We start from the raw sequence: 26,732 nt of genomic DNA on the forward strand, positions 1-26,732 counted from the left end.
CATTTCCATATAACTCGCCACTTCAATCATAATGATACCAACCACCTCCACTCTCTTATAGATTGGACTTGAAGGTGCTTGATTAGCCGCTTCCTTCTCAAATACCGCCTAAAATGACGCTAATAAACGAGCGACTCATAGCTTTACCCATGATATACCTCAGGATTGCACCACTACTACCCACTAATGCACCGGTGATGATTAATAAGTCATTGCTTAACATAAAACCAGCAGCAGCAGCAGCCCATCCTGAATAACTGTTTAACATGGAAATAACTACTGGCATATCAGCACCACCGATAGCAGCTACTAGGTGAATTCCCAATAAACAAGCGATACCAGTCATGATTAGTAACGGTTGTAAACCAGATTCGGTGTTGAGGAAGGCATATCCGAAATAAATTGTTGCACCCAACATACCTAAGTTGAGAAAATGTCTAGCAGGTAACATTAAGGGTTTTGAACTGATAATAGCGCGTAATTTACCAAAGGCAACAATCGAACCTGTAAAAGTGACAGCGCCTATGAAAACACCAATATAAATTTCGATTTGATGGATAAATTCTTCTGAGCCTATTAAACCAGATTCTGGTTGTAAATAATTACCGACTCCTACTAATACGGCGGCTAAACCCACAAAACTATGTAAAATTGCCACTAATTCCGGCATAGATGTCATCGCTACCCTACTAGCTAAAATTGCACCCACTATCACGGCGGGGATAATGGCAGTAATGAGGGTTGTATAATTTGTAACCTCAGCACTAAACGCTGTAGCCAAAAATGCGATCGCCATTCCCACAATACCATAAATGTTGCCTTTTCCTGCGGTTTCTTGATTGGATAATCCTGCTAAACTGAGAATGAATAAGGCACTAGCGGCGATATAGGCGACGGTGATGAAATTATTTGTCATAGATATTGAATTTGTAATTGATTAATTGACAATAGAGGATAAATAATGCTCTAATATTTAGGTTATTAAATTTATGAGTTTTTAATTGTTAAGAAAATTAGCAAAATATATTGATTTGTTGAATTTTTGTTAATTATTATTTGTAATACTAGATGGATGAATAAAAAATTAATTTTCTTACCAAATTAGACCAAAAATTCTATTAACAAAAACTACAGAAAAATTAATCCCCACCTCAAAGAAGATGGAGAATTTTGGTAAACATTTTCGTTAAACGATAAAGAAGAAATCATTAAAGAGTTATAAATCTAATAAAGCATCTTCCTGATGAGTTTCTATCACACAGTTAGATGTAGGAAAGGTTTTACAACTAAGGAAAAAACCTGCTTCAATTTCTTTTGGTTTTAAAAAATCATAATCATGATTAACTGTGCCTTCATGTAACTTAGCAGTACAACTTACACAAACACCTGCCCGACAGGAATAGGGTAAATTAAAACCCTGTCTTTCTGCCGCATCTAAAATGTATTCATCTGTAGCCACATTAATTACACTATTGAGACCTTGTTGTCGATTAACTAATTTAACTTGATAACTATTTGCCATGGTTATATTTATAATAATTGTTTTAAAAATGTTTAATTTTATCTTAATCTTCAATGTTCACTTAATATCCAAGTACCGTAACATTATTAAGCAATCTTTACAATTTACGAGAAAGAATTAACAATTAACATTAAAAAAACTATTACAGCAATTTTTAACCAAACTATATTCAAAAAAAAAGTAGAGTATATATTGCCCTATATTAGTGATTGAGTATTGTGGGTTATGTGAATGAAAATTACTGTAATTATAAGTTACCTTTTTTTGATGACAAAATTTTAAGAAATCACCACAGAAGCATTAGTTTTAGCAAAAATCATTCTTCCTGCAGAAGTTTGCAAAGCCGAAGTCACCACAACTCTCATTTCTTCTCCTACATGACCATTTGCTTCTTCTACTACCACCATTGTACCATCTTCTAAGTAACCAATACCTTGAGTTGGTTCTTTTCCGTGTTTAAGAATTTTTAAGTCAATATAGTCACCGGGTAAATAAATTGGTCTTACAGCTTGTGCTAAATCGTTAATATTTAAAATTTCAATTTTTTGTAAACTAGCTACTTTACTTAAATTAAAATCATTAGTGATTAACATGGCATTAATATCGTGAGCCAAGTGTAATAGTTTAGCATCAACAGTGGTTATTTCCTCATATTCTTCAGGGTGAATCACAATTTTATCAGGATAGGTTTCCTGCATTTGATTTAAGATGTCTAATCCTCTTCTACCTCTGACTTTTTTTTGATCATTGGTAGCATCTGCTAATTGTTGAAATTCGTTTAAGATAAACTGAGGGATTAAAATTTGTCCTTCCAGAAAACCAGTAGCTAATAATTGTTGAATACGCCCGTCAATAATACAGCTAGTATCAAGAATTTTGGTAGCAACAGGTTTTAATGTACCTTCAGCCACTAACATAGACTCAATACTATTAGGATTAATTAAGCGTAAAAAAGTGCGCCCGTGAGTATCGGCTAAAGATAGTCCTAAAACCGCAAACATAATACTTCCTAAAATTGCCATCATGGGTTTGATAAAGCTAAAATTACCCGGAATTGGTAAGAGGAAAATAGGGGCTAACATTAAATTAGCTAACAATAACCCCATTACTAAACCGATAGCTCGTGTGATAATAACTTCAATGGGAGTTTTACGGATTTTTTGCTCTAATCTTCGATAGGTAGTTTGTGCCACCAACCCCATAGCTAAACCGAGAATAGAAGCAAATCCTGCCACTAACCATCGCAAAGCCTGAATATTTGATATTTGACTTTGTATATTATCCGGTAGAATTTGAATAATATCAAAGCCAATACCGCCGAAGGCTAAAACAAAAATACTAATAATAATTACGTCAATCATAAAATTCGATCCTAATTTGGGATACTGATAATTTATTATAATCTCTCAGTTAGAACTAATCTGTTAAGTAGAGTTAACCTGCAATCTATTTTAACTTTTATTCAAGATTCCTTCACTTCTTGATGAAACTTAATCAATGGAAATAAATCTTCATTTTTCATCGATGGATGTTGATTTCTTCCTTCTTATAATCCTTAATAGACTCACAGCTAAGTGATTTTATTCTCCAACTCAACTTGACTTCAAATTTATGATCAGGTAAAGTTGTTATTTGATAATCTCCATCTGGTAAACTTTCTGCGATCGCATTCATTACTTTGGTACCTAATATAAAAACGAAACTAGGATTAGATTTATTGGACAAACAAACAACTAATTCCCGTGTCGCTTTATGTATGGAAGCCTTAAAACGAAAATTGATAATTATTTAATCATTTAAAAAATGCCTTGGCTTAATCTAAGATTTTTTCCCAAAAGCCTTAACAAATAAGTAAATTGCAACCTTATCTCGTAAAATAGTTAACATGAGTTTGGGATAAAATTTTGGCTACAAAGATTTTCTTGCAATTGTATCACTTTGAAATAAATTTAAGTGTTAATAGCATACGTCCATTAAAATGGAGTAACAAATTCAAGTTTAACATAATAAACAAAACACGTTTATATTAATTAATCATCTCAACATTTAACACTTATGAACTTAGTCAATTTACAAAATACTTTAGATAATATTTCTTTTGCCGTCCTTTTTATTACTATGTTATGTTATTGGGTAGGTACGGCTTTCCCTAATTTAACTTTTTTACCGAAAATTGGCACTACGGGAATGGTTATTGCCAATTTGGCCGTCGCAACATTATTAATTGCCCGTTGGATTGAAGCAGGATATTTTCCTTTAAGTAATCTTTATGAATCCTTATTTTTCTTAACTTGGGGTATTACTGCAGTACATCTAATTGCCGAAAATATGAGTAACAGTAGGTTAGTAGGAGTAGTAACTTCTCCAGTGGCGATGGGAATTACTGCCTTTGCGGCACTATCTTTACCTCCAGAAATGCAACACAGTGAACCTCTTGTCCCGGCCTTGAAATCTAACTGGTTAATGATGCACGTTAGCGTCATGATGTTTAGTTATTCGGCTTTGATGGTAGGATCTTTAATGGCGATCGCATTTTTAATTCTCACTCAAGGCAAAGAAATTCAATTAAGGGGAAGTTCTGTGGGTACCGGAGCTTACCGTAATGTTAAAAAATTAAGTTTAAACTATAAAACTGAATCTGTGATTTTAGATATTGATAATTCTTCGGGTAATACAGCCGTTTTAACTAAACCAACAACAGAAGTTATATCCCTTACTCCCGAAAAATTAAGTTTAATAGATACTCTTGATAATATTAGCTATCGTATCATCGGCTTAGGTTTTCCTTTACTCACCATTGGTATTATTTCTGGTGGTGTGTGGGCCAATGAAGCATGGGGATCATACTGGAGTTGGGATCCAAAAGAAACATGGGCATTGATAACATGGTTAGTATTTGCTGCTTATTTACACGCAAGAATTACTAAAGGTTGGCAAGGAAAAAAACCGGCAATCTTGGCCGCCAGTGGTTTTGTGGTGGTGTGGGTATGTTATTTAGGAGTTAATCTTTTAGGTAAAGGTTTACATTCTTACGGCTGGTTTTTTTAATCATTAATTGGGGAAATTTATTTACCAGTATAGCCCCCACTAAATCTAATCTGAAGTTAAACGGCTCTTGATTTTCGGCACTGTCTAAAATTTTTTGTGCCTCTGATATTACATTATTTTCTGGCGTTACTATTAGTTTTAATAAGGCTAAATTTGAGGTATAAACATATTGATTTCCTATCGTACTTTTGAAATTACTAGTAAAAAGAGATGAATAATTCTTTCAAAAATAATCATCAATTTAGAAAAATTAATTTCGTGGTATAATGAATATCCTCGAATCAAGTCTTATGGAGAAGACATTAGTCCATAAGCTGAAGATGACAGAAGCAAACTTTTTCAAACAATGTTTTAGTTAAATAATCAATTATGATAAAGTTTTGCGTAACAGATAATAGTGAAACAATAAGATACAGACTATCATGGCAAAAACGAGAACCGTTTATATCTGTAGCTCTTGTGGTGCAGAATCTTCTCAGTGGTTTGGCAAGTGTCCTAGTTGTAATGTTTACGGTACTTTAGAAGAACAAATTATCAACGGTAATAATAACGGTAATGCTCGTGCTGGTTGGCAGTCTCAAAGTAATAATCATCAGAAAAAACCAACTTCGGCACAACCAAGAATATCTGTAAAATTTTCTGACATAACTGAAGAAGAACAACCCCGCATGAATTCTGGTTATCAAGAATTAGATCGAGTTTTAGGTGGTGGTATTGTACCTGGTTCTTTAGTACTTATTGGCGGAGATCCAGGCATCGGCAAATCAACTTTATTGTTACAAACTGCTAATCAATTATCTCTCCGTTTTCCTCGTATTCTCTACGTTTCAGCAGAAGAATCAGGACAACAAATCAAGTTAAGAGCTTCTCGTTTAGGCGTAGGGGTAACAAAAGAAAATCCTAATGATGTTTCTAATAATAATCATACTTCTGAGTCTGACGTGTTTGAACCAAATCTTTACATTTTGGCTGAAACAGATTTAGAAGAAATTTTGCGAGAATTAGAATCTTTAAGACCTCAAGTCGCTATTATTGATAGTATTCAAACTCTTCATTATGCTACTCTTAATTCTGCTCCCGGCTCAGTGTCTCAGGTGAGAGAATGTACTTCAGCATTAATGCAAGTGGCAAAACGAGAAAATATCACTCTTTTTATTGTTGGTCATGTTACTAAAGAAGGAGCCATCGCAGGACCTAGAGTATTAGAGCATTTAGTGGATACGGTATTATACTTTGAAGGCGATCGATATGCCTCCCATCGTTTGTTACGATCTGTCAAAAATCGTTTTGGTGCTACCCATGAAATCGGTATCTTTGAAATGGTAGATCACGGATTAGATGAGGTTTCTAACCCTTCAGAGTTATTTTTAAGCAATCGAGACGAACTTAGCCCAGGTACGGCTACTATTGTATCCTGTGAAGGTACTAGATCTCTTGTGGTTGAGTTACAAGCCCTCGTAAGTCCGACAAGTTATACTTCACCTCGTCGCTCTACTACAGGAGTCGATTATAATAGACTACAACAAATTTTAGCGGTGTTAGAAAAAAGAGTCGGTATTCCTCTCTCAAAATTAGATGCTTATGTCGCCTCGGCTGGAGGTTTAGGTGTTGAAGAGCCCGCCGCCGATTTAGGGATGGCGATCGCCATTGTTGCTAGTTTTCGAGATCGTGTAGTTGATCCTCGTACAGTGTTAATTGGAGAAATAGGGTTAGGAGGACAAGTGCGTTTAGTGTCGCAAATGGAACTAAGATTAAAAGAAGCGGCGAAATTAGGCTTTAAACGGGCAATTGTGCCCAAAGGTCAAGTATATCCTACCGATATAGGCTTAGAAGTCATCACTGTAGCAAAAGTTATTGATGCCATTGTAGTAGCGATGCCAGGTAATTCCATGAATGAGGAGAATAATGACGATGAAAGTGAGAATGATAAGAATTAAAAAAACCTGCCAATTTTTAAAAACTTTTAGTTATCGTTAGATAACGTTAGCTATTAGCTTTGAACTCTAGTCCAAAGTGGGTTATCGATTCTTCTAAAGATATAATTTAACCTAGAAAAAAATTATGAAAATATTAATAACAATTCCTCATTTTTTTCGTCAAGAAAATAACCCTAAATATGGCTCACAACGAAATCCTGAACCTCGAATACAAGCCTTAACAAGCTCTATAGTATCCTTACAACAATTATTCGGAAAACCACAATTAATGATAAAAGTAGGAGAAAGAATCGCTATTTCTGCTAATACTTTATCAAACACAACTATAGACATTTTTATTTGTACGACAGGAAATAATCATTTAATTGATCAAATTCCTTTGCCCTCAGATTTATTTAAACATTATAAAACTAATGCGGAAGCTTTATTATTAGGTTTTGAATGTCATAAAATTTTGCAAGAAAAGATAGATCAATATGATTATTATTGTTACTTAGAAGATGATCTAATTATTAGAGATGCTCAATTTTTTACTAAATTAAATTGGTTTAATCAAGTAACAGATTATCAAAAATTGTTACAAGCCAATCGTTATGAATTAAGTCTTAATCAATACACCGGAAAATGTTATATAGATGGTGATTTATTACACCGAGTAACTGCATCTTTTCAAAACGTAAATGAAGAAACAGAGTTACAAGGACAAATAATGAATAATCCTGTTATTTTTCGCCGGGCATTAAATCCTCATTCTGGCTGTTTTTTCTTAAATAATGAACAGATGAAATATTGGGCAGAAAAAGACTATTTTTTAGATCAAGATATTAGTTTTGTTGGTCCTTTAGAAAGTATAGCAAGTTTAGGAATTATGAAGACATTTAAGCTATACAAACCTGCCCCAGAATCAGCTAACTTTTTAGAAGTGCACCATTGGGGCAGTGCATTTGTGAGTTTATTAGGTTCAGTGGTCAAATTAAATAACTAGATTCTTAATTCTCAATTCTTAATTCTCAATTCTCAAGTTAGCAAAGTAATAAATTGTTCTTTTAACCATAGAGTATCAGTTTTTCTGTTAGTTTTTATTTCCCAAAGATTGATACCCTTTTTTGGTAAATTAGTTAATAAATTTTGTAATTGTTGCCAATTATTTATAGATTTATAATTCACATTATATGTTTGAGTTAAATTAGGGAAATCAATAAATTGAGGAGTTGCAAAATATTTTTCAAATAAAGGTTGATAATCAGCTATGGGTAACATTTCAAATATTCCACCACCGTTATTATTAATTAAGATAATCGTTAAACTTCCTTCAAAATATTGATGAATTAAAAAGCCATTCGTATCATGTAAAAGAGCTAAATCTCCCGTTAATAATATTGCTGGTTGGTTTTGATAAGCGATACCTAAAGCTGTGGATAAAGTGCCATCAATTCCATTAGTACCACGATTAAAAAAAGTTTCTATTTGACGATTATTTTTTTGCCAGAAAAATTCGGCATATCTCACTGACATACTATTAGCAATAAAGATAGGAGTTTTTTCAGGAAGATATTGTGATAACATCCAAGCAACTTTTCCTTCAAATATTTGCTTATTTTTTCTCATTTCCTGATGAATATTTATGTTTATCTTTTCATCGATAGTTAACCATTGATTAAGATAATTTGATGAAGATTTTTTGTCGATAGTAGTTAAATATTTAATAACATTTTCAGGATTAATTCTTAGATGGATTGAATTACTGTGTAAAGCGTCTAAGTTATCTTCACTGCTAGTTATAATATAAGTTGTAACTTTAAGTTTATTTAACCAATTTCTTAACTCTTTACTGGTAGGATATTCACCAAATAAAATAACAATTTCAGGTATCAAATTATTAGCAAATTCTGTCTTTCTTAAAATCAGATCATAGTTAATAATTAAATTCTCATTCAAATCACTATAATTTCTGACTGGAGATAAAGCCTCTCCCAATACTGGAAAGTTTAATGTTTGTGATAAAAAGGCGATCGCCTTAGAGTATAATTGAGGATTATCAGGAGAATCTACCCCAGCAATAATGATACCTTGAGAATATTTTTTCCAGTGTTTTAAATAGTTGGTTAAATCCAAAGTATAGTTATCAAAATTAAAATTAATAGCAATAAAATTACTAAATAGTTTTTGATAAATAAAAGTTTGTTTGTCTTCGCTAATTTCTAACTCAAAAATAGGAGCAAGAGGTTCTCGAAATGGTATATTAATATGAACAACACCCCTAGAAGGAAAAAAAGATTTTTCCCAACCATAAATAATATTTTGTCGTAAATAAAATAACCGATCTAAATCTATACATGGTAAAGATAATTCTGTGTGCCAGTTAGGATAATTCCCATATAAATTAACTTGATTAATAGTTTGTCCTGCATGGCAATTTCTTAATTCAGGAGGTCGATCAGCAGTTAAGATAATTAAAGGAATATTACTATATTTAGCTTCAATAATAGCTGGATAAAAATTAGCTCCTGCCGTGCCAGAAGTACAAACTAAAACCGTAGGAATTTTATTTTTTTTAGCTAATCCTAACGCAAAAAAACCGGCGGATCTTTCGTCTAAAATAGGAATAGAATTAATCAAATTATTTTCAGCAAAAGCCAGAGTTAAAGGAGTTGATCTTGAACCCGGACTAATAACAGCATTTTTTAACCCTAATTTAGCTAAAGTTTCAACAATTATCGAACTCCAAAGAGTATTAATATTAATAAAATTTAAGGTCATTTTTCATCAAAGTTAAGCTATAATCGAGTATATAGCAAAACTTAGAACTAATTAGAATTTAGAACAAATATTTATCGTTTTTGTGAGAGAATTTCCCACAACTATTAATTTTTTCTTTAATGCTTCCATACATCAAGCTACTATTAAATAGAGGAAAGGCGATCGCCTCCTAAAATATTATTTAATCAAAATTTCAATTTCCTCATCAGTAAAACCAAATTGTCTACAAATTCTTAAAATCACCGTATAAAAATTCATTAGTTTTGATTGAAGTTATGAAAATTTTACCTTATTCTAACTGGTTATCAGTTAAGTTTTCCCTAAAACATTCTAATTAAGATTATGAAAGCCTTTATCAAAGATGACATTCTTTACATAGAGAAAGAAGATTTACCCCAATATCAAAAAGGAAAGTCCATCGTACGCAATAATTATTTTTGGGCATTAAAATCCATCAGTGATTATACGCCGATTAATGGGGATTGGGAATTTGCTTCCGAAATTTGGATAGCATTAAGTCGGATGTTATTATTTTTTACCAATTCAGGCTATTTAGGTTATCAAGAAACCATGTTAGAATTTAGCGATGACACTTTAATTCCCGACGTTTTGCGATCGATTTCTACCAAGTTATAAAAAAATTAACATGGCAACCTTTCTACGTCCTTTAAGTTATCAATATCAGTGGCTATATGATACCATTGCCAAACTAGCAGCGATACCCGTTGGCGGTGAAACCAAGTTTCGACAATTAGCATTAAAAAATCTGAACATTAATCCTGATAGTAGAATACTAGATTTATGTTGTGGTGCAGGACAAACTACTAAATTTTTAGTCAACTACTCCCAACAAGTCACAGGTTTAGATATATCGACAGTTTCTTTAGAAAAAGCCCGAAAAAATGTACCTCAAGCCCAATTTGTAGAAGGATTGGCTCAAAAAATGCCTTTTAGTGATAACTTCTTTGATTTTGTCCATACCAGTGTAGCTTTACACGAAATGACAACCCTAGAATTAGAAGAAATTTTCCAGGAAGTTTATCGAGTCTTAAAACCTCAAGGAATTTTTACCTTCATCGACTTACATCAACCCCAAAACTTATTATTCATACCCGGATTAACATTGTTTATGTGGTTATTTGAAACGGAAACTGCATGGCAATTATTAAAGACTGATTTAGCACAAAAACTTATTAATACTAAATTTACCATCCTTGACAATCAACTTTATGCTGGAGGAAGTTTACAAGTTATTCAAACAAAAAAATTATAAGTACTTGGACAGAATAAAATATATGTAATTTTAGGATAAACTCAGGTATTGTAAAGAATCATCAAATTGCATAAAAAAAAAAAAAAGAAAGAGTGATAGGTTTTTGATCGAAGTTGGGTAAGGTGTAACTAAGAGAAAAAACAAACTTTAAAACATAACTCTCACAGGAGCATAAAGCCATGAAACCAGAAGTAACTTTAAAATATTTATCTTACCTCCGCAACAAAAAAAACAAAGGTGAAGAAGGTTTTACCTTAATTGAACTCTTAGTCGTAGTAATTATTATCGGTGTACTCGCTGCTGTTGCTCTCCCTAACTTATTGGGTCAAGTTGGTAAAGCTAGAGAAACTGAAGCTAAAAATGGTATGGGTAGTCTTAATCGTGCACAACAAGCCTATCACTTTGAAAAACAAGGATTTTCCGCCTCCCTTGATAATACAGCCCTCGCCGCCGCAACTAATGCTTTAGGTGTAGTGGTTACCAGTAAATATTATACCTTTGCTTCTAATGCAGGAAATAGTACAGGTGCTGCCGTCAACGCAACTAATGACGGCGTCAGAAATTATGCAGGTTCTGTAACTTATGGTAGTGGTCTTTACACCACTGCTGTATGTCAATCAAACGATATTGGTGGTGCGGCTGCTGGTAGTGGTGGATCTTGTACCTCTGGTGTTGCTTTAAAATAGCACAAAAATTATTCGTCAAAATATTAAGATGGGTCTTTTAAAATTAGATCCGTCTTTATTTTTTGTTTAATTTATAGGATGCTCCGTTGATGTAACTTCTACTAAAATGGGTAAACTAATATTATTAAAATGATTAACCTTTTGGAGAATAATGAATATATGTTATCAGTTATTAGGTAAATTTTTTCAGTGGAAAAAAGAAAAAAAGGATGGTTTTACTCTCATAGAACTCCTCGTAGTGACTGTTATTATTGGTATTTTATCTGCCATTGCCATACCTAACTTTATCAATCAAATCGGCAAAAGTCGAGAAAGTGAAACCAAAAGTTATTTAGGCTTAATTGCTAGAGGACAACAAGGTTATCATTGGGAAAAACAAACCTTTGCTCCCACATTAATTTTATTAGGAATTGGTACTGATACAGGTGTTAGTGGTAAGTATCATACTATTCCTAATCCTACAGATGTAAATAGTACAAGAGTAAAACATCAAGCCTTTGCTATTAATGGAGTAACGGATCAGGTCAGAAATTTTGCCATCGGGGTTTATTATAATTCTGGGGCATATTCTTTGGCTCTTTGCCAATCGGTAGAAATAGCTGGAACGGTAAATGTAGGGGACAATTCTGCTGATGATTGCACCAACAATGGAATTAAACTAAGATAATAATTAATTTTATTATAGTTGATTATGAATGCAAAAGTAAAATCAATAGTGCCTTTTTTTATTTTGCTAATAGTTGGTGGGGGAATTTGGTTTTTACAGGAAGAATATACAAAAACATATCTTGAAGAAAAAAATAATCATATTGACTATTCTTTAGAAGAAGAAAAATTAAGAACGGCATTAGCAATACAAAAAAAAATGCCTACCCTTGGCTATGGTAATTTATTAGCAGACTGGCAATATCTACAATTTATTCAGTATTTTGGGGATACTCAGGCACGAGACAAAACTGATTACTCTGCGGTTACGGATTATTTTGAGTTAATTAGTAAATATGATCCTTATTTTGTGGATGCTTATTTTATGCTTTCTACCGCTAACTCTATCTATGCGGCACAACCTCAAAAAACAGTTTCTTTACTTAATCAAGTTTTATCTAATTTATCTCCAAAGATTAATCGTGATGCTTTTCTTCTTTGGATGTATAAAGGGGTAGATGAGATTTTATTTTTAGGAGATATTGAAGAAGCAAAAAAATCCTATAATCAATCCTCAAAATGGGCTTTGGCAAGGGGAGATGAAGCCGGAAAATTAGTGGCACAACGTAATTTAGACACCGTTAAATTTTTGGAAGAAAATCCTGACAGTAAAAAAGCTCAAGTAGGAGCATGGGGAACGGTTTTAAGTACTGTTTTTGATGATAAAACTAGACAAATGGCTATAGATAAAATTAAAAGTTTAGGAGGAGAAGTCGTAATTTCTAAGAATGGAGAGGTACAAATAAAGTTACCAGAAGATGATTAGATTGTGGTATATGTCAAAAAATTAGATTTCAAGGCCAGTTATATAATAAAACAAAGGAAAAATTACAGAGTAATCTCAAAGGAAAAGCAAAAACATCCTCTAGTCAACACCAGAATGTAAAATACCTACCCCCGTGAGGATACCTATCTTCACAAAAATACTTTTTGAGCAACCCCAAAATTAAGACAATTGTATTTGACAACTCAGTTTTTATAGTAACATATATTTTTAAGAATGGTAACAAAATTAAGAAATAGAAAGCCATAGAAGGACGGGGTTTTAAACCCAAAATTTTGATAAAAAATTTATGTTAATTTTAATTTGCTAAAGGTCTGATGCTTTGAGAGTAATTAATAATAGAATAGGAGAAAATGTGAAAATATGTTGAAATAATGAGCGAAATAGTTACCAATAAAGCCACCAGAGATGCCCCCCATGAGGATTATCGCCCCGTCAATCCCCAAGACTTAACCCCGATGTATCAGCATTATGTGGAAGTAAAAGAGCAATATCCTAACTCACTATTACTCTACAGGGTGGGAGACTTTTTTGAGTGCTTTTTTCAAGATGCTATCACCATCGCACAGGAGTTAGAATTAGTTATCACCAGTAAAGATGCAGGGCAGAATGTTGGTAGAATTGCCATGACAGGTGTACCTCATCACGCCCTTGACCGATATGCGCGACAATTAGTAGAAAAAGGTTATGCTGTGGTAATTTGTGATCAAGTGGAAGATGCGGCAACGGCGGCGGCAGAAAAAAGGATTGTCAAACGTGCGATTACCAAGTTATTAACTCCTGGCACGATTACCGAAGATGAGATGTTACCCTCCAAGAAAAACAACTTTCTAGGGGCAGTGGTAGTAGCTAAAGAATATTGGGGATTGGCTTACGCAGACATCTCTACGGGGGAATTTTTTACAACTCAAGGAAAGGATTTAAACGCCTTATCAACGGAATTACTGCGTTTACAACCTGCTGAAGTTTTATTTCCCGTTAATGCTCCTGATATTAACAGTTTACTACGTCCTGGTCAAAAATCTGATAGTCTTCCTGACTTTTTACCTGATTGTTTTTGTTACTCATTGCGATCGCAAAAAGCCTTTGAGATTAATGAAGCCAAGCCTAAATTATTGATTGAATTTAAGCTCAAATCCTTAGAAGGTGTCGGTTGTGAGCATTTACCCTTAGCTATTCGAGCGGCAGGAGGTTTATTAGATTATGTGCAGGAAACTCAAAAAGCCAATCAAGTACCATTACAACTAATTCGCACTTATAATATTAGCGATTATTTGGTTTTAGACAGCACCACTCGGCGAAACCTCGAAATCACAACCACAGTGCGAGATAATACCTTCCACGGCTGTTTATTGTGGGCTTTAGATAGAACTTGTACGGCTATGGGGGCAAGGGCTTTAAGGCGTTGGTTATTGCAACCTTTACTTAATAAGCAAGGAATTATTGCTCGTCAAGAAACGATCGCCGAATTGATGGAAAATCTGCCCCTTAGAGAAGAAATCAGGCAATTATTTAAGAATATTTACGATTTAGAGAGAATAACAGGGCGTGTGAGTGCTGGTACAGCTAATCCGAAGGAATTACTTAATTTAGGGGATTCTTTGACGAAATTGAGCTATTTAGCAGAGTTGGCAAAGGAAGGTAAATCACCCTATTTTCAGGCGTTGCAAAATGTGCCTCCTGAGTTGGAAGAGTTGGGGAAAACAGTTTTAGATACTATTGTGGAGTTTCCTCCGAATCATGTAAAAGAAGGTGGCATAATTCGAGAGGGTGTCAATGAGCATTTAGATGAGATGCGCAAACTGATTGAGGGTGATAGGGAATGGTTGGCAAATCTAGAGGTTACGGAAAGACAACGCACAGGAGTAGCTAATTTAAAGGTGGGGTATAACAAAACTTTTGGTTATTATATCAGTATGCCTCGATCAAAAGCAGAATTAGCACCAGAAAATTATCAACGAAAACAAACTTTATTAAACGAAGAAAGATACATTACTGCTGAGTTAAAAGAGAAAGAAAATCGTATTTTAAATGCTAAAGATGATTTAGGAAAATTTGAATACGAAATTTTTGTTAATTTACGCTCTCAAGTAGGAGAAAAAACTGAACTAATTAGAAAAGTTGCGAAGGCGATCGCCGCTATGGATGTGTTATCAGGTTTAGCTGAGTTAGCTATATATCAAAATTATAACCGACCTGAGATAGCAGATGATCGAGTTATTAAAATAAAAAATGGCAGACATCCGGTGGTAGAAAAGTTATTAGGATTTGGGATGTTTGTACCTAATTCTACTTTTTTAGGGGCTGAAAAAACTCCTGATTTAATCATCTTAACAGGACCTAATGCTAGTGGGAAAAGTTGTTATTTGCGTCAAGTAGGATTGATTCAATTAATGGCACAAATAGGTAGCTTTATTCCTGCTGAAAGTGCAAAATTATCTATCTGTGATCGCATCTTTACCCGTGTAGGAGCAGTGGACGACATAGGTACTGGGCAATCTACTTTTATGGTAGAAATGAATGAGACAGCTAATATATTAAATCATGCTACAGATAGATCATTAGTATTGCTAGATGAAATAGGTAGAGGTACAGCTACTTTTGACGGTTTATCAATAGCTTGGGCGGTTGCGGAGTATTTAGCTATAGAGATACAGTGTCGTACAATTTTCGCTACCCATTACCACGAATTAAACGAATTAGCCTCCATTCTTGACAACGTAGCCAACTATCAAGTAACAGTGAAAGAATTAGAGAATGACATCATATTCTTGCACGAAGTGAAACCAGGAGGGGCAGATAAATCCTATGGTATTGAAGCAGGAAGACTGGCAGGTTTACCCAAAGTTGTAATTAGCCGTGCGAAACAGGTGATGAGTCAAATCGAAAAACACAGTAAAATTGCGATGGGATTAAGAAAAAATATCAAAAAATTAACTCCTTCTAATAATGATAATACGGAAGAAATAATGAGTCAATTAGACATATTTGAATAGTTCGTAGTTTGCCTTTTAGGGCATACATATTAAGGCTAAAGCCTCAACTACAAACCTTATGATTAAAATAAAATAGTTTGTAGTTTACCCTTTAGGGCATAATAAATGAAACTAAATATCTTTAATATTTATTATTAATTAAAATCTATAGTAGAATAAAATGAATAATTTTGCTCAATCAATTATCATATTAAACCGAAAAAAAACAAATTTAGATTCTTCTCAAGCTAAATTATTACAAATTTTATATCAAAAATCATAAATAATAGAATCGAAAATATGAATACTTTAGAGTCAATTACAAAAGCTATAATTTCCTTATCTTTAGAAAATAAAAAGCAATTATTAGAAATACTAGAACAGCAAATTTTTGAGTTGGAAGAAGCTAGTTATACTGAGAATCAAGAAACGATCAAAGATATTAAATTTGTTGAGGAAGAATATAATAATGGGGAATACTTAACCCTTGAAAAATATATAGAAAAACGCAGTAAAAATTAACAAAATTGATGAATAATTATCAAGTAGTTATCTCAAAGTCGGTACAAAAACAAATTGATAAGTTACCTAATGAAATAGTTGAAAAATTATTAAAAAGTTAAAAGAATTATCTCATCAACCTCGTCCAAATGGAGTAATTAAAATGAAAGGACCGGAACATCAATATCGTATTAGAATAGGCGATTATCGTCTCAGATATTATATTGATGACTCTAATTTACAAATAAAAATTTTGTAATGTAAACATCGTCGGGAAGTTTATCGGGATAATACTTAATAAGCAATGGCGTTTATGTTTTATTTGACATGAAGGAAATGCCTTTGATGTACAAATTGTTAATTATCATTGAGGTTAAATTATTATAAATGACATATCAAAACCCAAGCTATTAATTTAGAAGTTAAAACTATAAAAATATGAATAAAATTGAGAATGAATAGTAAAGAAATTATCAAGAAATTAACTCAAGATGGATGGTATCAAGTTAAAGTTACGGGAAGTCATTATCATTTTAAGCATCCTATAAAACAAGGTAAAGCAAGTATCTTTATTCGAGATTCAATTTTAGAGTCTTATCAAGCTCAATTATTACAGATTATATATATATATATTTATTAATGTTGAGAAAATTATAAGTCAAGTGAGAGCTAATTCATGAATTTTAATTATTATTTACAAGAGTTAGAAAATATTTTATTACAAGGTAGTAAAAGAAGTCATTATCCTAGTTTAAAAACTTTAATTGATAGTGCTATATTAGGCATTAATGCTGTTATTGAAGAAAAGGGCAATCAAGCCGGTATTCCTGATTTTACTGTGAGAAAAAATAATAAAGTTATCGGTTATATTGAAGCTAAAAAAATCGGTGAAAATTTAGATATTATTGAAGAAACTGAACAACTTAAACGTTATTTAGACAGTGCGATCGCCCAAAATTTTATCTTAACTAATTTTTTAGAATTTCGCTGGTATCAAGAAGGAAAATTACAACAAAAAGTTACTATAGGTAGTGTAAAAAATAACAAAATTATTGCCAATAAAGAAGAAGAAACAGTTAAACATTTAATTCTGTCTTTTCTTAATTATCAAGAAAAATTTATCAATAATTATAATGAGTTAGCTAGTGCCATGGCAACAGTAACCAAAACCCTTCGTTATAGTATTGAAGAAGCTTTAAAAATTGAAACTGATAAAGGAGAATTAAGACAATTAAAATTAGTTTTTCAGGAATTATTATTACCTGATTTAGATAACGATAATTTTGCGGATATGTACGCTCAAACTATTGCCTATGGTTTATTTACTGCTAGAATTGGGCATTCTGAATTAGAAGAAAAATTCATGAAGAGGGGAGTCGAAGACGGAGGGTTTAATCGTCAAAGTGCTAGTTTTTATATCAGTGATAAAATTCCCTTTTTGAAAGGTTTATTTGATACGGTAATAAGTACAAATATTGTTAGTAAAATTTATTGGACTATTGATATTTTAATCCAACTTTTAGCAGAAGTGGATATGGATAATATTTTAGAAAATTTTGGTAGAGAAACTCAAAAAGAAGATCCTGTTATTCATTTTTATGAGACTTTTTTAACGGCTTATTCTGCTGATTTACGCAAAAGTAGAGGAGTTTATTATACTCCAGAACCAGTAGTTTCTTTTATGGTAAAATCGGTTAATGATGTTTTAGAAACTTATTTTTATTTGGATCATGGTTTAGCCAACACTAATGTAAACATATTAGATCCTGCTACCGGTACTGGTACTTTTTTATCTGAGATAATTAAGCAAATTTGTAATGATTTTAATCGTTATGGTGTCAGGAATTGGCATGAATTATTTAAAGAAAAAAAGATTTTAAATCGTTTATTTGGTTTTGAATTGTTGATGACTCCCTATACTATTGCTCATTTAAAATTAGGGTTATTATTAAAAACATTAGGTTATGGTTTTGAAGACAAGGAAAGGTTAAATATTTTTCTGACTAATAGTTTAGATGAAGGGGTTAAAAAATCTGAGTCATTATTTGCTCAATATATCTCACAAGAAGCTAGTCAAGCGGCAGAAGTTAAAAATCAAATTCCCATTAATGTTGTGATTGGCAATCCTCCTTATGCCGGGCATTCTGCTAATAAAGGTAGTTGGATTGATGCTTTAGTTAAAGATTATTATAAAATTGATAGTTTAGATTTAAACGAAAAAAATTCTAAATGGTTGCAGGATGACTATGTTAAATTTATCAGATTTGGACAGTGGAGAATTGATGAAACTGGGGCGGGAATTTTAGCTTTTGTTACTAATCATGGTTATTTAGATAATCCTACTTTTCGGGGAATGCGTCAACATTTAATGAAGAGTTTTGACTGTATTTATTTAATTAATTTACATGGTAATGCGAAGAAAAAAGAGGTTTCTCCTGATGGCACACCTGATAAAAATGTCTTTGATATTCAACAAGGTGTTTCTATTATTATCGCCGTTAAAGATATACCTAGGGATAAAAAATTTTTAGGTTTCCAAAAAGAAAGTCATCAAATAAAAGACGGAATTTATTATTATGATATATGGGGAAGTCGTGAAAGCAAATATCAACAATTAAAGGAGTTAAATTTTTATGAAATTCAGTGGGAAACCGTTAACCCTCAATCGCCTTTTTATCTTTTTACCCCTCAAGATACTTTCTTGTTAGAAGAATATAATCAAGGTTGGAAAATTACTGATATTATGCCTGTTAATTCCGTGGGTATTGTTACCGCTAGAGATAAATTAACTATTCATGATAGTTTTGAAAATGTCGAAAAAGTTATCAAAGATTTTGTGTCTTTATCAGAAGAAGAAGCTAGAGAAAAATATGATTTAGGAAAAGATAGTCAAGATTGGAAAGTTTCCCTCGCTCAAAAAGATCTTAAAGATAGTAATATTAATTCTGATTTAATTAAACCGATTTTATACCGTCCTTTTGATGTTAAATATATTTACTATACAGGCAAATCTAGCGGTTTTATTTTTCGTAGTAGAAGTAATGTTATGAAAAATATGTTATTAGGTGAAAATTTAGGTTTAATAATATGTCGTCAACAATCACAATCGGGAGAATGGTTTTTAGTTGGAATGACTGAAAATATTATAGAATCTTGTGCTATTTCTAATAAAACTAAAGAAATTAACTATTTATTCCCTCTTTACATTTATCCTAATGAAGAAAATGGACAAATTACGACACAAACGGAAAAATCCGCTAATTTTTCCCCTGAATTTATCAAGGCAATAACGAATAAATTAGATTATACTCCTACTCCTGAAAAAATATTTTATTATATCTATGGCGTTTTACATTCTCCTAATTATTGTCAAAGATACGCCCAATTTTTAAAGATAGATTTTCCTCGTATTCCTCTTACCAGTAATCAAAATTTATTTAATCAATTAGCAGAGAAAGGAGAGAGGTTAGTTAATTTACATTTACTGAAAATTTTACCTGATATTAAACTAACTCGCTCAAATTTTTTGACGTCAGAAGATTTACCAATTTTTGAGCAAGAAAAAGGCGAATTTCATTATCAAGGTGATGGTAAAAATGAGGTGACACTGGTTAAATATGACGAAAATAAACGACAAATATTTATCAATAAAGACTGTTATTTTAGTGATGTTAGTAAACAACTTTGGGAATTTAAAATAGGCGGTTATCAAGTATTAGAAAAATGGTTAAAAGATAGACAAAAAACAAATATATCCCTCTCAGAGTCAGATATAATCCACTATCAAAAAATTATTATTGCCTTGCAAGAAACCATAAAAATAATGAGAGAGATTGACAAGATAATCTATCAGTTTCCGTTGCCATAAATTTAAAAAACTTTGTGCCCTTCTTTACCTGAATTCGATATAAGAAAATAGTCTCAAACTCTTAACTAATATGAGTTTTGACTTTATACTATTTTTCAGTACTTTAGAATTCTTAATAGAATAATAGTTCTACCCAGATTAATAAGTTAATTTTTGTTAAATAAAGTGCGATCGACATTTATTATTACACTTGGGTTGGGATAGACAAAAACGAAGCAATCTCTAAGATAGCTTCACGATCAATACGCTATGACAGATTAAGTTTCTTCTGTTTGAGGGATGTATGCCGTGCGATCGCTTCAAAATCTCGATCGTAATGATACAAAGTGAAATTATTTTCTAAAGCTATAACGGCGATGGCACAATAAATATTACTACGAATAGTAATTCCTTGACGGCGAAGTTCAAAATATAAACGGGCGGAATTATCCCAAATGGAAGTATAATCAGGCTCAAGATAGTTTTGGACAGCCAAATAAGAACTCATTTTTGCCCATTCAATCTCATCTTTACATCCTTGTAAAAGTTCCATTTTGCTAAAAATAGGAAGATAATAATTTCTTCCGTTAAGAATAGTATTAAGTTTTGCTGATTTTGCCTTAGACTTATCTCGAAATATATCAATCCAAATTGATGTATCAATCAATAACATAGCGATTTACTCTGATCATATCAGTATTAAAACCATCAATAAATTCAATCTCCCCAGCTAATTCTAAAAGATTTTTATGGGAGTTTTTTTTCACCAATTCAGCTAAAGCAAAATTAACCAACTCTTTTTTTGTTCTCAATCCAGTAATAGCAAAACCTTCTTTAAGTAGTTGCTCATCTAAATCAATATTAGTTTTCATAATCTCAATTAATATACATAAACATAATATATAATTTTATCAACACTGTGTACAAAATATTAGCAAGTATTTTGTATTTGGGGAATCAGTCACGGGGGATAAAACAGATAAACAAGACTAACCATGTTGATAATAATAATAAAACTTTTAATCCCTTAGTATCTTTACTTTGAAAACTATAATAGGTAAAGAAAAAAAAATATTATAGATGGGAAATAATTTTATGGTGACAACTCTCATTAAAACAACTTCACGTCTTACAACTCAAGTAGAAGCTATTGCCCTTGATACTACGGCGATTCGTTCTTTAGATTGGGATAGAGATAGATTTGATATTGAATTTGGGTTACAAAATGGCACTACTTATAACTCTTATGTAATTAAAGGAGAGAAAAATGCTTTAGTAGATACTTCTCATCTCAAATTTAAACAACTATATTTTGACTGTCTTAATCAAGTTATTAATCCTCAAGATATTGACTATTTAATCATCTCCCATACTGAACCTGATCATAGTGGTTTAGTCAAGGATTTGTTAGAAATTGCCCCCCATATTACTGTAGTAGCTGCTAAGGTAGCTATTCAATTTTTAGAGGGTTTTGTGCATCTGGATTTTAAACGACAAATTGTCAAAAATGGCGATCGCCTTGATTTGGGTAATGGTCATGTAATAGAATTTATTAATGCTCCTAATTTACACTGGCCCGATACTATTTTTAGTTATGATCATGGTACAGAAATTCTGTTCACCTGTGATGCGTTTGGAATGCACTATTGTAGTGCAGCTTTATATGATGAAAATTTGGCAGACATTTCCCCAGATTACCGTTTTTATTATGAATGTTTGATGGGACCTAATGCTAGATCAGTTTTATCGGCGATGAAACGAATGTCAGAGTTAGGAGAAATTACCTTAGTTGCTAACGGTCATGGACCGATTTTAAAGCATAATGTAAAAGAATTACTAGATCGTTATCACCGTTGGAGTAATGAACAAAGTAAAGGAGAAAAAAGCGTTGCCGTGTTCTATATCTCTGATTATGGTTATAGCGATCGCCTCTCCCAAGCCATAGCTAAAGGTATCACCAAAACAGGAATTACGGTAGAAATGATCGATCTTAACGGCACAGATATTCACGAAATCCCTGAAATTGTGGGTAAATCTGCTGGAATTGTGTTAGGAATGCCACCGTTAACCGATAATCATAACGCTCAAATTAGTAATAAAATGGGGGCAATTTTAGCTTGTGTTAATAATAAGCAAACTGTTGGATTATATGAATCCTATGGCGGTGATGATGAGCCTATAGATCCACTTACTATTAAGTTACAAAATTTAGGTTTAACTTCCGCTTTTACACCTATTCGCATCAAAGAGACACCCCACGAAACTACTTATCAACTCTGTGAAGAATCTGGGGTTGACTTAGGACAAATTTTAACCAAAAAAGCCAGTATTCAACAAAGAAAATCCCTTGACAGCGATTTAGATAAGGCGATGGGGCGTATTAGTGGTGGTTTGTATATTATCACAGCCCAAAAAGGAGAAGCGAATGGAGCAATGTTGGCTTCATGGGTAACACAAGCAAGTTTTGATCCTCCCGGTTTTACTGTTGCTGTGGCGAAAGATCGGGCTATCGAGTCTTTGTTACAAGTAGGTGATACTTTTGTTTTAAACATTCTCGAAGAAGGCAAATATCAGCCTCTGATGAAACATTTTCTAAAACGATTCCCCCCCGGTGCCGATCGTTTTGGGGGGGTTAAAACCCAAATAGCCACTAATCGATCGCCTATTTTAATCGATGCTTTAGCTTACCTTGAATGTGAAGTTGTCAGTCGTATGGATTGTGGTGATCATTGGGTAGTTTATAGTAAAGTTACCACAGGACGAGTATCAAAACCAGATGGGTTAACGGCGGTGCATCATCGTAAAGTCGGTAATTATTATTAGACTTCTTGCAGAAGTTGAGTAATAAGTAATAAGTAATGAGTTAAAAAATCAACATTTTTCACCTTAAAACAGATTTTACTTTGAATTTTGCAAGAGGGGTCTTAATTCCTAACAAGGCAAAGGGATGGCCGCCCTTTGTTACTCATTGCCTTGACTCAAAGGTTTATCTGTTACTTCTTCCCAAATCCGCTCTTCCCTAGCCTAAAGTCACATTTGATTTTTATTAGTATATTAAAAAAAATAAACAATTACATAAAAGAATATCTCATGGCTGATGAAAAAAAAATAGGTGTTGCGATCGTAGGTACTGGTTTTGGTAAACAAATTCATTTACCAGCATTTCAAATGCACCCCCACACAAAAGTTACCGCTATTTATCATCACAATTTAGACAAAGCTAAAGCCATTGCCCATGAGTGTAATATTCCCTATGCTAGTGACAATTTAGCTCATATTTGCTCATTATCTGAGGTTGATGTAGTTAGTATCTCAACACCGCCATTTTTACATTACGATATGGCAAAAATTGCCCTCGAAAATGATAAACATATCCTCTTGGAAAAACCCCTTAATTTGAATGCCGGTGAAACGAGAGAATTATATCAATTAGCACAACAAAAAGGTAAAATTGCCATGGCTGACTTTGAATTTAGATTCATTCCTTCATGGCAATTATTAAAAGAATATTTAGAGCAAGATTATGTTGGTAATATTCGTTTCATTAAAATTGATTGGTTAGTAGCTTCCCGTGCTAATGCTGAAAGAGCATGGAATTGGTATTCTGTCAAAGAAAAAGGAGGCGGTGTTTTAGGCGCGATCGGCTCTCATGTTTTCGATTATCTTAATTGGTTATTTGGTGAAGTAAAAACTATTTCCGCTCATTTAAGCAATGCGATCGCACAAAGACCAGATCCTTTGTCTAATAATGAATTAAAGCCCGTCACTGCTGATGATACTTGTTTAATCACCTTAGAATTGAAAAACGGTACACCAGTACAGGTTAATCTTAGTTCCGTTACTTATCAAGGTAGAGGGCATTGGTTAGAAATCTATGGCGAAAAAGGTACTTTAGTATTAGGTAGCCGTAATCTCAAAGATTATGTTCATGGGTTTAAATTATATGCTTCTAATAGTGATAAACCTTTAACAGAAGTAGAAATTCCCAAAAGGTTAGCCTTTCCTCAAGTATATACCGATGGTAGATTAGCACCTTTTTTGCGGCTAGTTGATCAATTAGTCAACTCCATCAAAACTAATATCAACTTACCACCATCATTAAAAGAAGGATTATATTCACAATTACTAATGGATTTAACCCATCAATCCCATGAACAAAAACAACGATTAAGTAATTAATTAATTAATTAAGTAATTATACTTGTTGCGGTAACGATGCACCGATGCACAGGGCAATGGCTAAATTTTCTTCATTTTAAATTCTAAATTTATTATATAATGATAAATAAATATAAGAGGCTAAAAAATGACATTAACACTTACAGCAGAAGCACTTTTTCGATCAGCTTACGAAAACCGCTATATTTGGTCTGAGGATTTTCCGGGATATACTTGTGACATAACCTTAATTAAACCTGAAGGTATTTATAAGGCAAAAGGAGAAATTAAATCAAATTTACAATTTGAAGTATCAGGGATAGAAGAAAGTCCAGAAAAAAAAGCAATTACAAGTCAACTATGGGAGATTACCATTCACCGAGTTAACCATAGTTTTGAGAAAAGTCACGGTGAAAATACTTTCACTTTTGGTGCTAAAGATGAAAACGGTGCTGTAGAAATCCTTGTGGGAGGGGCGGGAGAAGGCAACAAATATAAAGTACACAATAATGCTGTATCTTTTGTTTATCGTAAAATCGGCAACTCAATGGTTGCTATTAATACTTTTGATATTCTCAACACCGATGAGGGTTATTTATCACAAGGTTATGACAATGAGTCAAAGGATTAAAGACTCTCCAAAAAATAGTCTAATAAACTCCATATTTTTAATGAATCTTGCCGAATTGATTCATCTAATATAATTGGCTCGAGCTTTCCATTAATAAGATTAAGAATAAGTTCTTTTGCTTTTACCTGATTTAAGATGTTTAACGGTTGACATATATCAGTTCTTTTGATTTGTTCATAAAATCTGTGCGTTTTTGCATGAAAAGGAAAAGAAATTACTCTCTTTCCCAAAATTGCACCACAGATTCCCACATGAAGTTTGGTAGTAATTACGCCGTAAGAATCTATTATTTCCGCTAACAACTGAGATGGATTCAGATACTCAACTATACGAATTCGTTGGTCATCGATATTGGACAGCCAAGAGAAAAAATCAGGTCTATTTTTAAGAGAAATATCTGCTAAGACAACTAATTCTACATCATTCCTTGATTTAGTTAGGAGTACTATCCATTCAGCAATAAATCGTCGCATTTCAGCATTTTCATAACGTCCTGGAATGTGAAGTATTATTTTTTGAGTAGAAGTTTTATTTGTTTGTTGTTTTATCACATCTGGATTTAACATATTAGAGATTTTAATCAAATCGGACGAACAGTAAGAAAGTATTGGATCCGCAACTTGCTGGCAATTAATTGTTTCATCATAGGAATGAAGATAATTGACTGACTCCTTGTCTCTAAGTGCACATATTTTTGCATCTCGAATGAGACTGACAATTGGATAACGGGTCCACCATTTTGTAAGTGGGCCAAGGCCAACCCCCAAGATAGCATAAGGTATTTGTTGATTTTTTGCACCAAGACCAAAAAAAAGGTGCTTTCTCCATAAATTAAGACTCCAACGCTGAATCAAATGAGGAGGTTCTCCAAAATAGCCGCCGCCACAAAACACAATTGGTTGATGACATCTCAAAGCATCTAAAACTGATATTGTATTGACTTTACAAAATTCAGAGGTATTCTTGCTTGTATTTGTTGCAAATATCTCATGATAAGGATATTTATTTTTAATGTAATCAGCAAATATCTTTAATAGGAGAGTATCACCAAAGTTATTGCTATTAAATGAGCCGTGTAGTATTATAGACATTTTTTTATAAAGGTTGTAAACGAAGAGAAGTAAAATAATAAAAAAATTGTATTATTTATTTTAGTTTTGCAAGAGGTATATTAAATCAATTTCTTTTACCCCATAGTAATCGTAAAATTGCTGTTTTTTGATCATTTCCTTGAGGGTATTACCCGTAGAAATAATCTCAAATACCACTTGAGGAGGAATATTATCTTCTTGCCATTGACGATAAGAACCTCGATCGCCTTTTTGTCTCCCAAAAACTACTAAGACATCGGGAGCAACTCGAACATCAGGTTTCTCCTCGACTGGATACCAAAATAAATCACCTGCAACGAATACTTCTGGATTTTGAGCAAATAAACACTCTAAGTTTTCTTTTAGAAACACAATCCAACGAAACTGTTTGGTATTATCTGCCATAGGTTGTCCATCACTGTCAGGGTAATCAATTTGAGGCTCTAAAGAAACAATCATAAGCAAAAATATAGGAAGACATAAAATATTTTAACAGTAATCCATCGATGGGCAATCAAAGTAGTAGTATTTTTATATTTTACAGTGATTATTGTAAAAATTTATAAACAATACTAACCACGATGATAATAATAACAAAATTTTGGATTCCTTAGTATTTTTACTTAGAAAACTGTAATAGGTAAAGAAGAAAAAATATTATAGATGGGAAATAATTTTATGGTGACAACTCTCATTAAAACAACTTCACGTCTTACAACTCAAGTAGAAGCTATTGCCCTTGATACTACGGCAATTTGCTCTTTAGATTGGGATAGAGATAGATTGGCTAGTTATTTGTTCTTGTGATCATATT

General features: G+C 32.7%; 25 protein-coding genes and 2 pseudogenes. 17 read left to right on the forward strand and 10 right to left on the reverse strand.

What is annotated here, in order from left to right; translation table 11 throughout:
* Positions 1-103: 103 nt before the first annotated feature.
* The 4 genes and pseudogenes from FWJ34_RS07070 to FWJ34_RS07085 all read right to left on the reverse strand — a co-directional run.
* Positions 104-916, reverse strand: a pseudogene (locus FWJ34_RS07070) (NAD(P)(+) transhydrogenase (Re/Si-specific) subunit beta); the annotation flags it as partial.
* Positions 917-1,216: 300 nt separating this feature from the next.
* On the reverse strand, positions 1,217-1,522 hold the full coding sequence (locus tag FWJ34_RS07075; RefSeq protein WP_308254625.1) for a 2Fe-2S iron-sulfur cluster-binding protein: 306 nt from the start codon (positions 1,520-1,522) through the stop codon (positions 1,217-1,219).
* Positions 1,523-1,800: 278 nt separating this feature from the next.
* Positions 1,801-2,883: a PIN/TRAM domain-containing protein gene (locus tag FWJ34_RS07080; protein WP_308254626.1), complete on the reverse strand. Its 1,083-nt coding sequence runs from the start codon at positions 2,881-2,883 to the stop codon at positions 1,801-1,803.
* Between the two features lie 157 nt (positions 2,884-3,040).
* On the reverse strand, positions 3,041-3,247 hold the full coding sequence (locus FWJ34_RS07085; protein WP_308254627.1) for a hypothetical protein: 207 nt from the start codon (positions 3,245-3,247) through the stop codon (positions 3,041-3,043).
* A 330-nt stretch (positions 3,248-3,577) separates the two neighbouring features.
* On the opposite strand from FWJ34_RS07085, the gene ccsB reads away from it, so the two are divergent.
* Positions 3,578-4,570, forward strand: coding sequence for a c-type cytochrome biogenesis protein CcsB (gene ccsB / locus FWJ34_RS07090; protein WP_308254628.1), 993 nt, complete (start codon positions 3,578-3,580; stop codon positions 4,568-4,570).
* Here the strand turns inward: ccsB and FWJ34_RS07095 are convergent.
* Positions 4,524-4,751 carry a DUF2887 domain-containing protein gene (locus tag FWJ34_RS07095; RefSeq protein ID WP_308254648.1) on the reverse strand — a complete coding sequence of 76 codons (228 nt, stop codon included), beginning with the start codon at positions 4,749-4,751 and terminating at the stop codon, positions 4,524-4,526. The genes ccsB and FWJ34_RS07095 overlap by 47 nt on opposite strands.
* A gap of 241 nt (positions 4,752-4,992) precedes the next feature.
* Between FWJ34_RS07095 and radA the strand changes: the two genes are divergently transcribed.
* Entirely contained in the window at positions 4,993-6,507 is a 1,515-nt protein-coding gene (gene radA / locus FWJ34_RS07100) for a DNA repair protein RadA (RefSeq protein ID WP_308254629.1), read from the forward strand.
* 124 nt (positions 6,508-6,631) lie between these two features.
* Complete coding sequence (locus FWJ34_RS07105; protein WP_308254630.1) at positions 6,632-7,492, forward strand: calcium-binding protein; 861 nt, start codon at positions 6,632-6,634, stop codon at positions 7,490-7,492.
* A 32-nt stretch (positions 7,493-7,524) separates the two neighbouring features.
* On the opposite strand, the gene menD is transcribed toward FWJ34_RS07105, so the two are convergent.
* On the reverse strand, positions 7,525-9,267 hold the full coding sequence (menD, locus tag FWJ34_RS07110) for a 2-succinyl-5-enolpyruvyl-6-hydroxy-3-cyclohexene-1-carboxylic-acid synthase (RefSeq protein ID WP_308254631.1): 1,743 nt from the start codon (positions 9,265-9,267) through the stop codon (positions 7,525-7,527).
* A gap of 342 nt (positions 9,268-9,609) precedes the next feature.
* Between menD and FWJ34_RS07115 the strand changes: the two genes are divergently transcribed.
* The 10 genes from FWJ34_RS07115 (at position 9,610) to FWJ34_RS07160 (ending at position 20,059) form a co-directional block, all read left to right on the forward strand.
* Positions 9,610-9,903 carry a hypothetical protein gene (locus tag FWJ34_RS07115; RefSeq protein ID WP_308254632.1) on the forward strand — a complete coding sequence of 98 codons (294 nt, stop codon included), beginning with the start codon at positions 9,610-9,612 and terminating at the stop codon, positions 9,901-9,903.
* 10 nt (positions 9,904-9,913) lie between these two features.
* Positions 9,914-10,540 (forward strand): class I SAM-dependent methyltransferase, encoded by a 627-nt coding sequence (locus FWJ34_RS07120; protein ID WP_308254633.1) that lies wholly within the window; start codon positions 9,914-9,916, stop codon positions 10,538-10,540.
* 179 nt (positions 10,541-10,719) lie between these two features.
* Complete coding sequence (locus FWJ34_RS07125) at positions 10,720-11,226, forward strand: type IV pilin-like G/H family protein (protein ID WP_308254634.1); 507 nt, start codon at positions 10,720-10,722, stop codon at positions 11,224-11,226.
* A 151-nt stretch (positions 11,227-11,377) separates the two neighbouring features.
* On the forward strand, positions 11,378-11,893 hold the full coding sequence (locus FWJ34_RS07130) for a type II secretion system protein (RefSeq protein WP_308254635.1): 516 nt from the start codon (positions 11,378-11,380) through the stop codon (positions 11,891-11,893).
* Positions 11,894-11,917: 24 nt separating this feature from the next.
* Complete coding sequence (locus FWJ34_RS07135) at positions 11,918-12,697, forward strand: hypothetical protein (RefSeq protein WP_308254636.1); 780 nt, start codon at positions 11,918-11,920, stop codon at positions 12,695-12,697.
* A gap of 392 nt (positions 12,698-13,089) precedes the next feature.
* Positions 13,090-15,711 (forward strand): DNA mismatch repair protein MutS, encoded by a 2,622-nt coding sequence (mutS, locus tag FWJ34_RS07140; RefSeq protein ID WP_308254637.1) that lies wholly within the window; start codon positions 13,090-13,092, stop codon positions 15,709-15,711.
* Positions 15,712-15,990: 279 nt separating this feature from the next.
* Positions 15,991-16,212 carry a hypothetical protein gene (locus tag FWJ34_RS07145; RefSeq protein ID WP_308254638.1) on the forward strand — a complete coding sequence of 74 codons (222 nt, stop codon included), beginning with the start codon at positions 15,991-15,993 and terminating at the stop codon, positions 16,210-16,212.
* Between the two features lie 142 nt (positions 16,213-16,354).
* Positions 16,355-16,450: a hypothetical protein gene (locus FWJ34_RS07150; protein ID WP_308254639.1), complete on the forward strand. Its 96-nt coding sequence runs from the start codon at positions 16,355-16,357 to the stop codon at positions 16,448-16,450.
* A gap of 195 nt (positions 16,451-16,645) precedes the next feature.
* Entirely contained in the window at positions 16,646-16,831 is a 186-nt protein-coding gene (locus tag FWJ34_RS07155; protein ID WP_308254640.1) for a type II toxin-antitoxin system HicA family toxin, read from the forward strand.
* A 36-nt stretch (positions 16,832-16,867) separates the two neighbouring features.
* On the forward strand, positions 16,868-20,059 hold the full coding sequence (locus tag FWJ34_RS07160) for a type ISP restriction/modification enzyme (RefSeq protein ID WP_308254641.1): 3,192 nt from the start codon (positions 16,868-16,870) through the stop codon (positions 20,057-20,059).
* Positions 20,060-20,306: 247 nt separating this feature from the next.
* On the opposite strand, the gene FWJ34_RS07165 is transcribed toward FWJ34_RS07160, so the two are convergent.
* Positions 20,307-20,711, reverse strand: a complete 405-nt coding sequence (locus FWJ34_RS07165; protein ID WP_308254642.1) for a PIN domain-containing protein — start codon at positions 20,709-20,711, stop codon at positions 20,307-20,309.
* A complete protein-coding gene (locus FWJ34_RS07170) occupies positions 20,698-20,910 on the reverse strand; it encodes a type II toxin-antitoxin system VapB family antitoxin (protein ID WP_308254643.1) in 213 nt (70 codons plus the stop codon). Before FWJ34_RS07170 ends, FWJ34_RS07165 begins: the two co-directional genes overlap by 14 nt.
* Positions 20,911-21,133: 223 nt before the next feature.
* On the opposite strand from FWJ34_RS07170, the gene FWJ34_RS07175 reads away from it, so the two are divergent.
* The 3 genes from FWJ34_RS07175 to FWJ34_RS07185 all read left to right on the forward strand — a co-directional run bounded on the left by FWJ34_RS07175 (position 21,134) and on the right by FWJ34_RS07185 (position 24,827).
* Positions 21,134-22,861 (forward strand): diflavin flavoprotein, encoded by a 1,728-nt coding sequence (locus tag FWJ34_RS07175; protein WP_308254649.1) that lies wholly within the window; start codon positions 21,134-21,136, stop codon positions 22,859-22,861.
* 267 nt (positions 22,862-23,128) lie between these two features.
* A complete protein-coding gene (locus tag FWJ34_RS07180; RefSeq protein ID WP_308254644.1) occupies positions 23,129-24,217 on the forward strand; it encodes a Gfo/Idh/MocA family oxidoreductase in 1,089 nt (362 codons plus the stop codon).
* Positions 24,218-24,344: 127 nt separating this feature from the next.
* Positions 24,345-24,827 carry a DUF3386 domain-containing protein gene (locus FWJ34_RS07185; protein WP_308254645.1) on the forward strand — a complete coding sequence of 161 codons (483 nt, stop codon included), beginning with the start codon at positions 24,345-24,347 and terminating at the stop codon, positions 24,825-24,827.
* Here FWJ34_RS07185 and FWJ34_RS07190 read toward each other — a convergent pair.
* Together FWJ34_RS07190 and FWJ34_RS07195 are read right to left on the reverse strand one after the other, a co-directional pair.
* Positions 24,824-25,918 (reverse strand): polysaccharide pyruvyl transferase family protein, encoded by a 1,095-nt coding sequence (locus FWJ34_RS07190; protein ID WP_308254646.1) that lies wholly within the window; start codon positions 25,916-25,918, stop codon positions 24,824-24,826. The genes FWJ34_RS07185 and FWJ34_RS07190 overlap by 4 nt on opposite strands.
* 90 nt (positions 25,919-26,008) lie before the next feature.
* A pseudogene (locus tag FWJ34_RS07195) lies at positions 26,009-26,377 on the reverse strand (Uma2 family endonuclease); the annotation flags it as partial.
* A 204-nt stretch (positions 26,378-26,581) separates the two neighbouring features.
* Here FWJ34_RS07195 and FWJ34_RS07200 point away from each other — a divergent pair.
* Positions 26,582-26,725: a hypothetical protein gene (locus FWJ34_RS07200; RefSeq protein ID WP_308254647.1), complete on the forward strand. Its 144-nt coding sequence runs from the start codon at positions 26,582-26,584 to the stop codon at positions 26,723-26,725.
* Positions 26,726-26,732 lie beyond the last annotated feature (7 nt).

Source organism: Geminocystis sp. GBBB08 (genome assembly GCF_016743215.1).
In the GTDB taxonomy this organism is placed as follows: domain Bacteria; phylum Cyanobacteriota; class Cyanobacteriia; order Cyanobacteriales; family Cyanobacteriaceae; genus Geminocystis.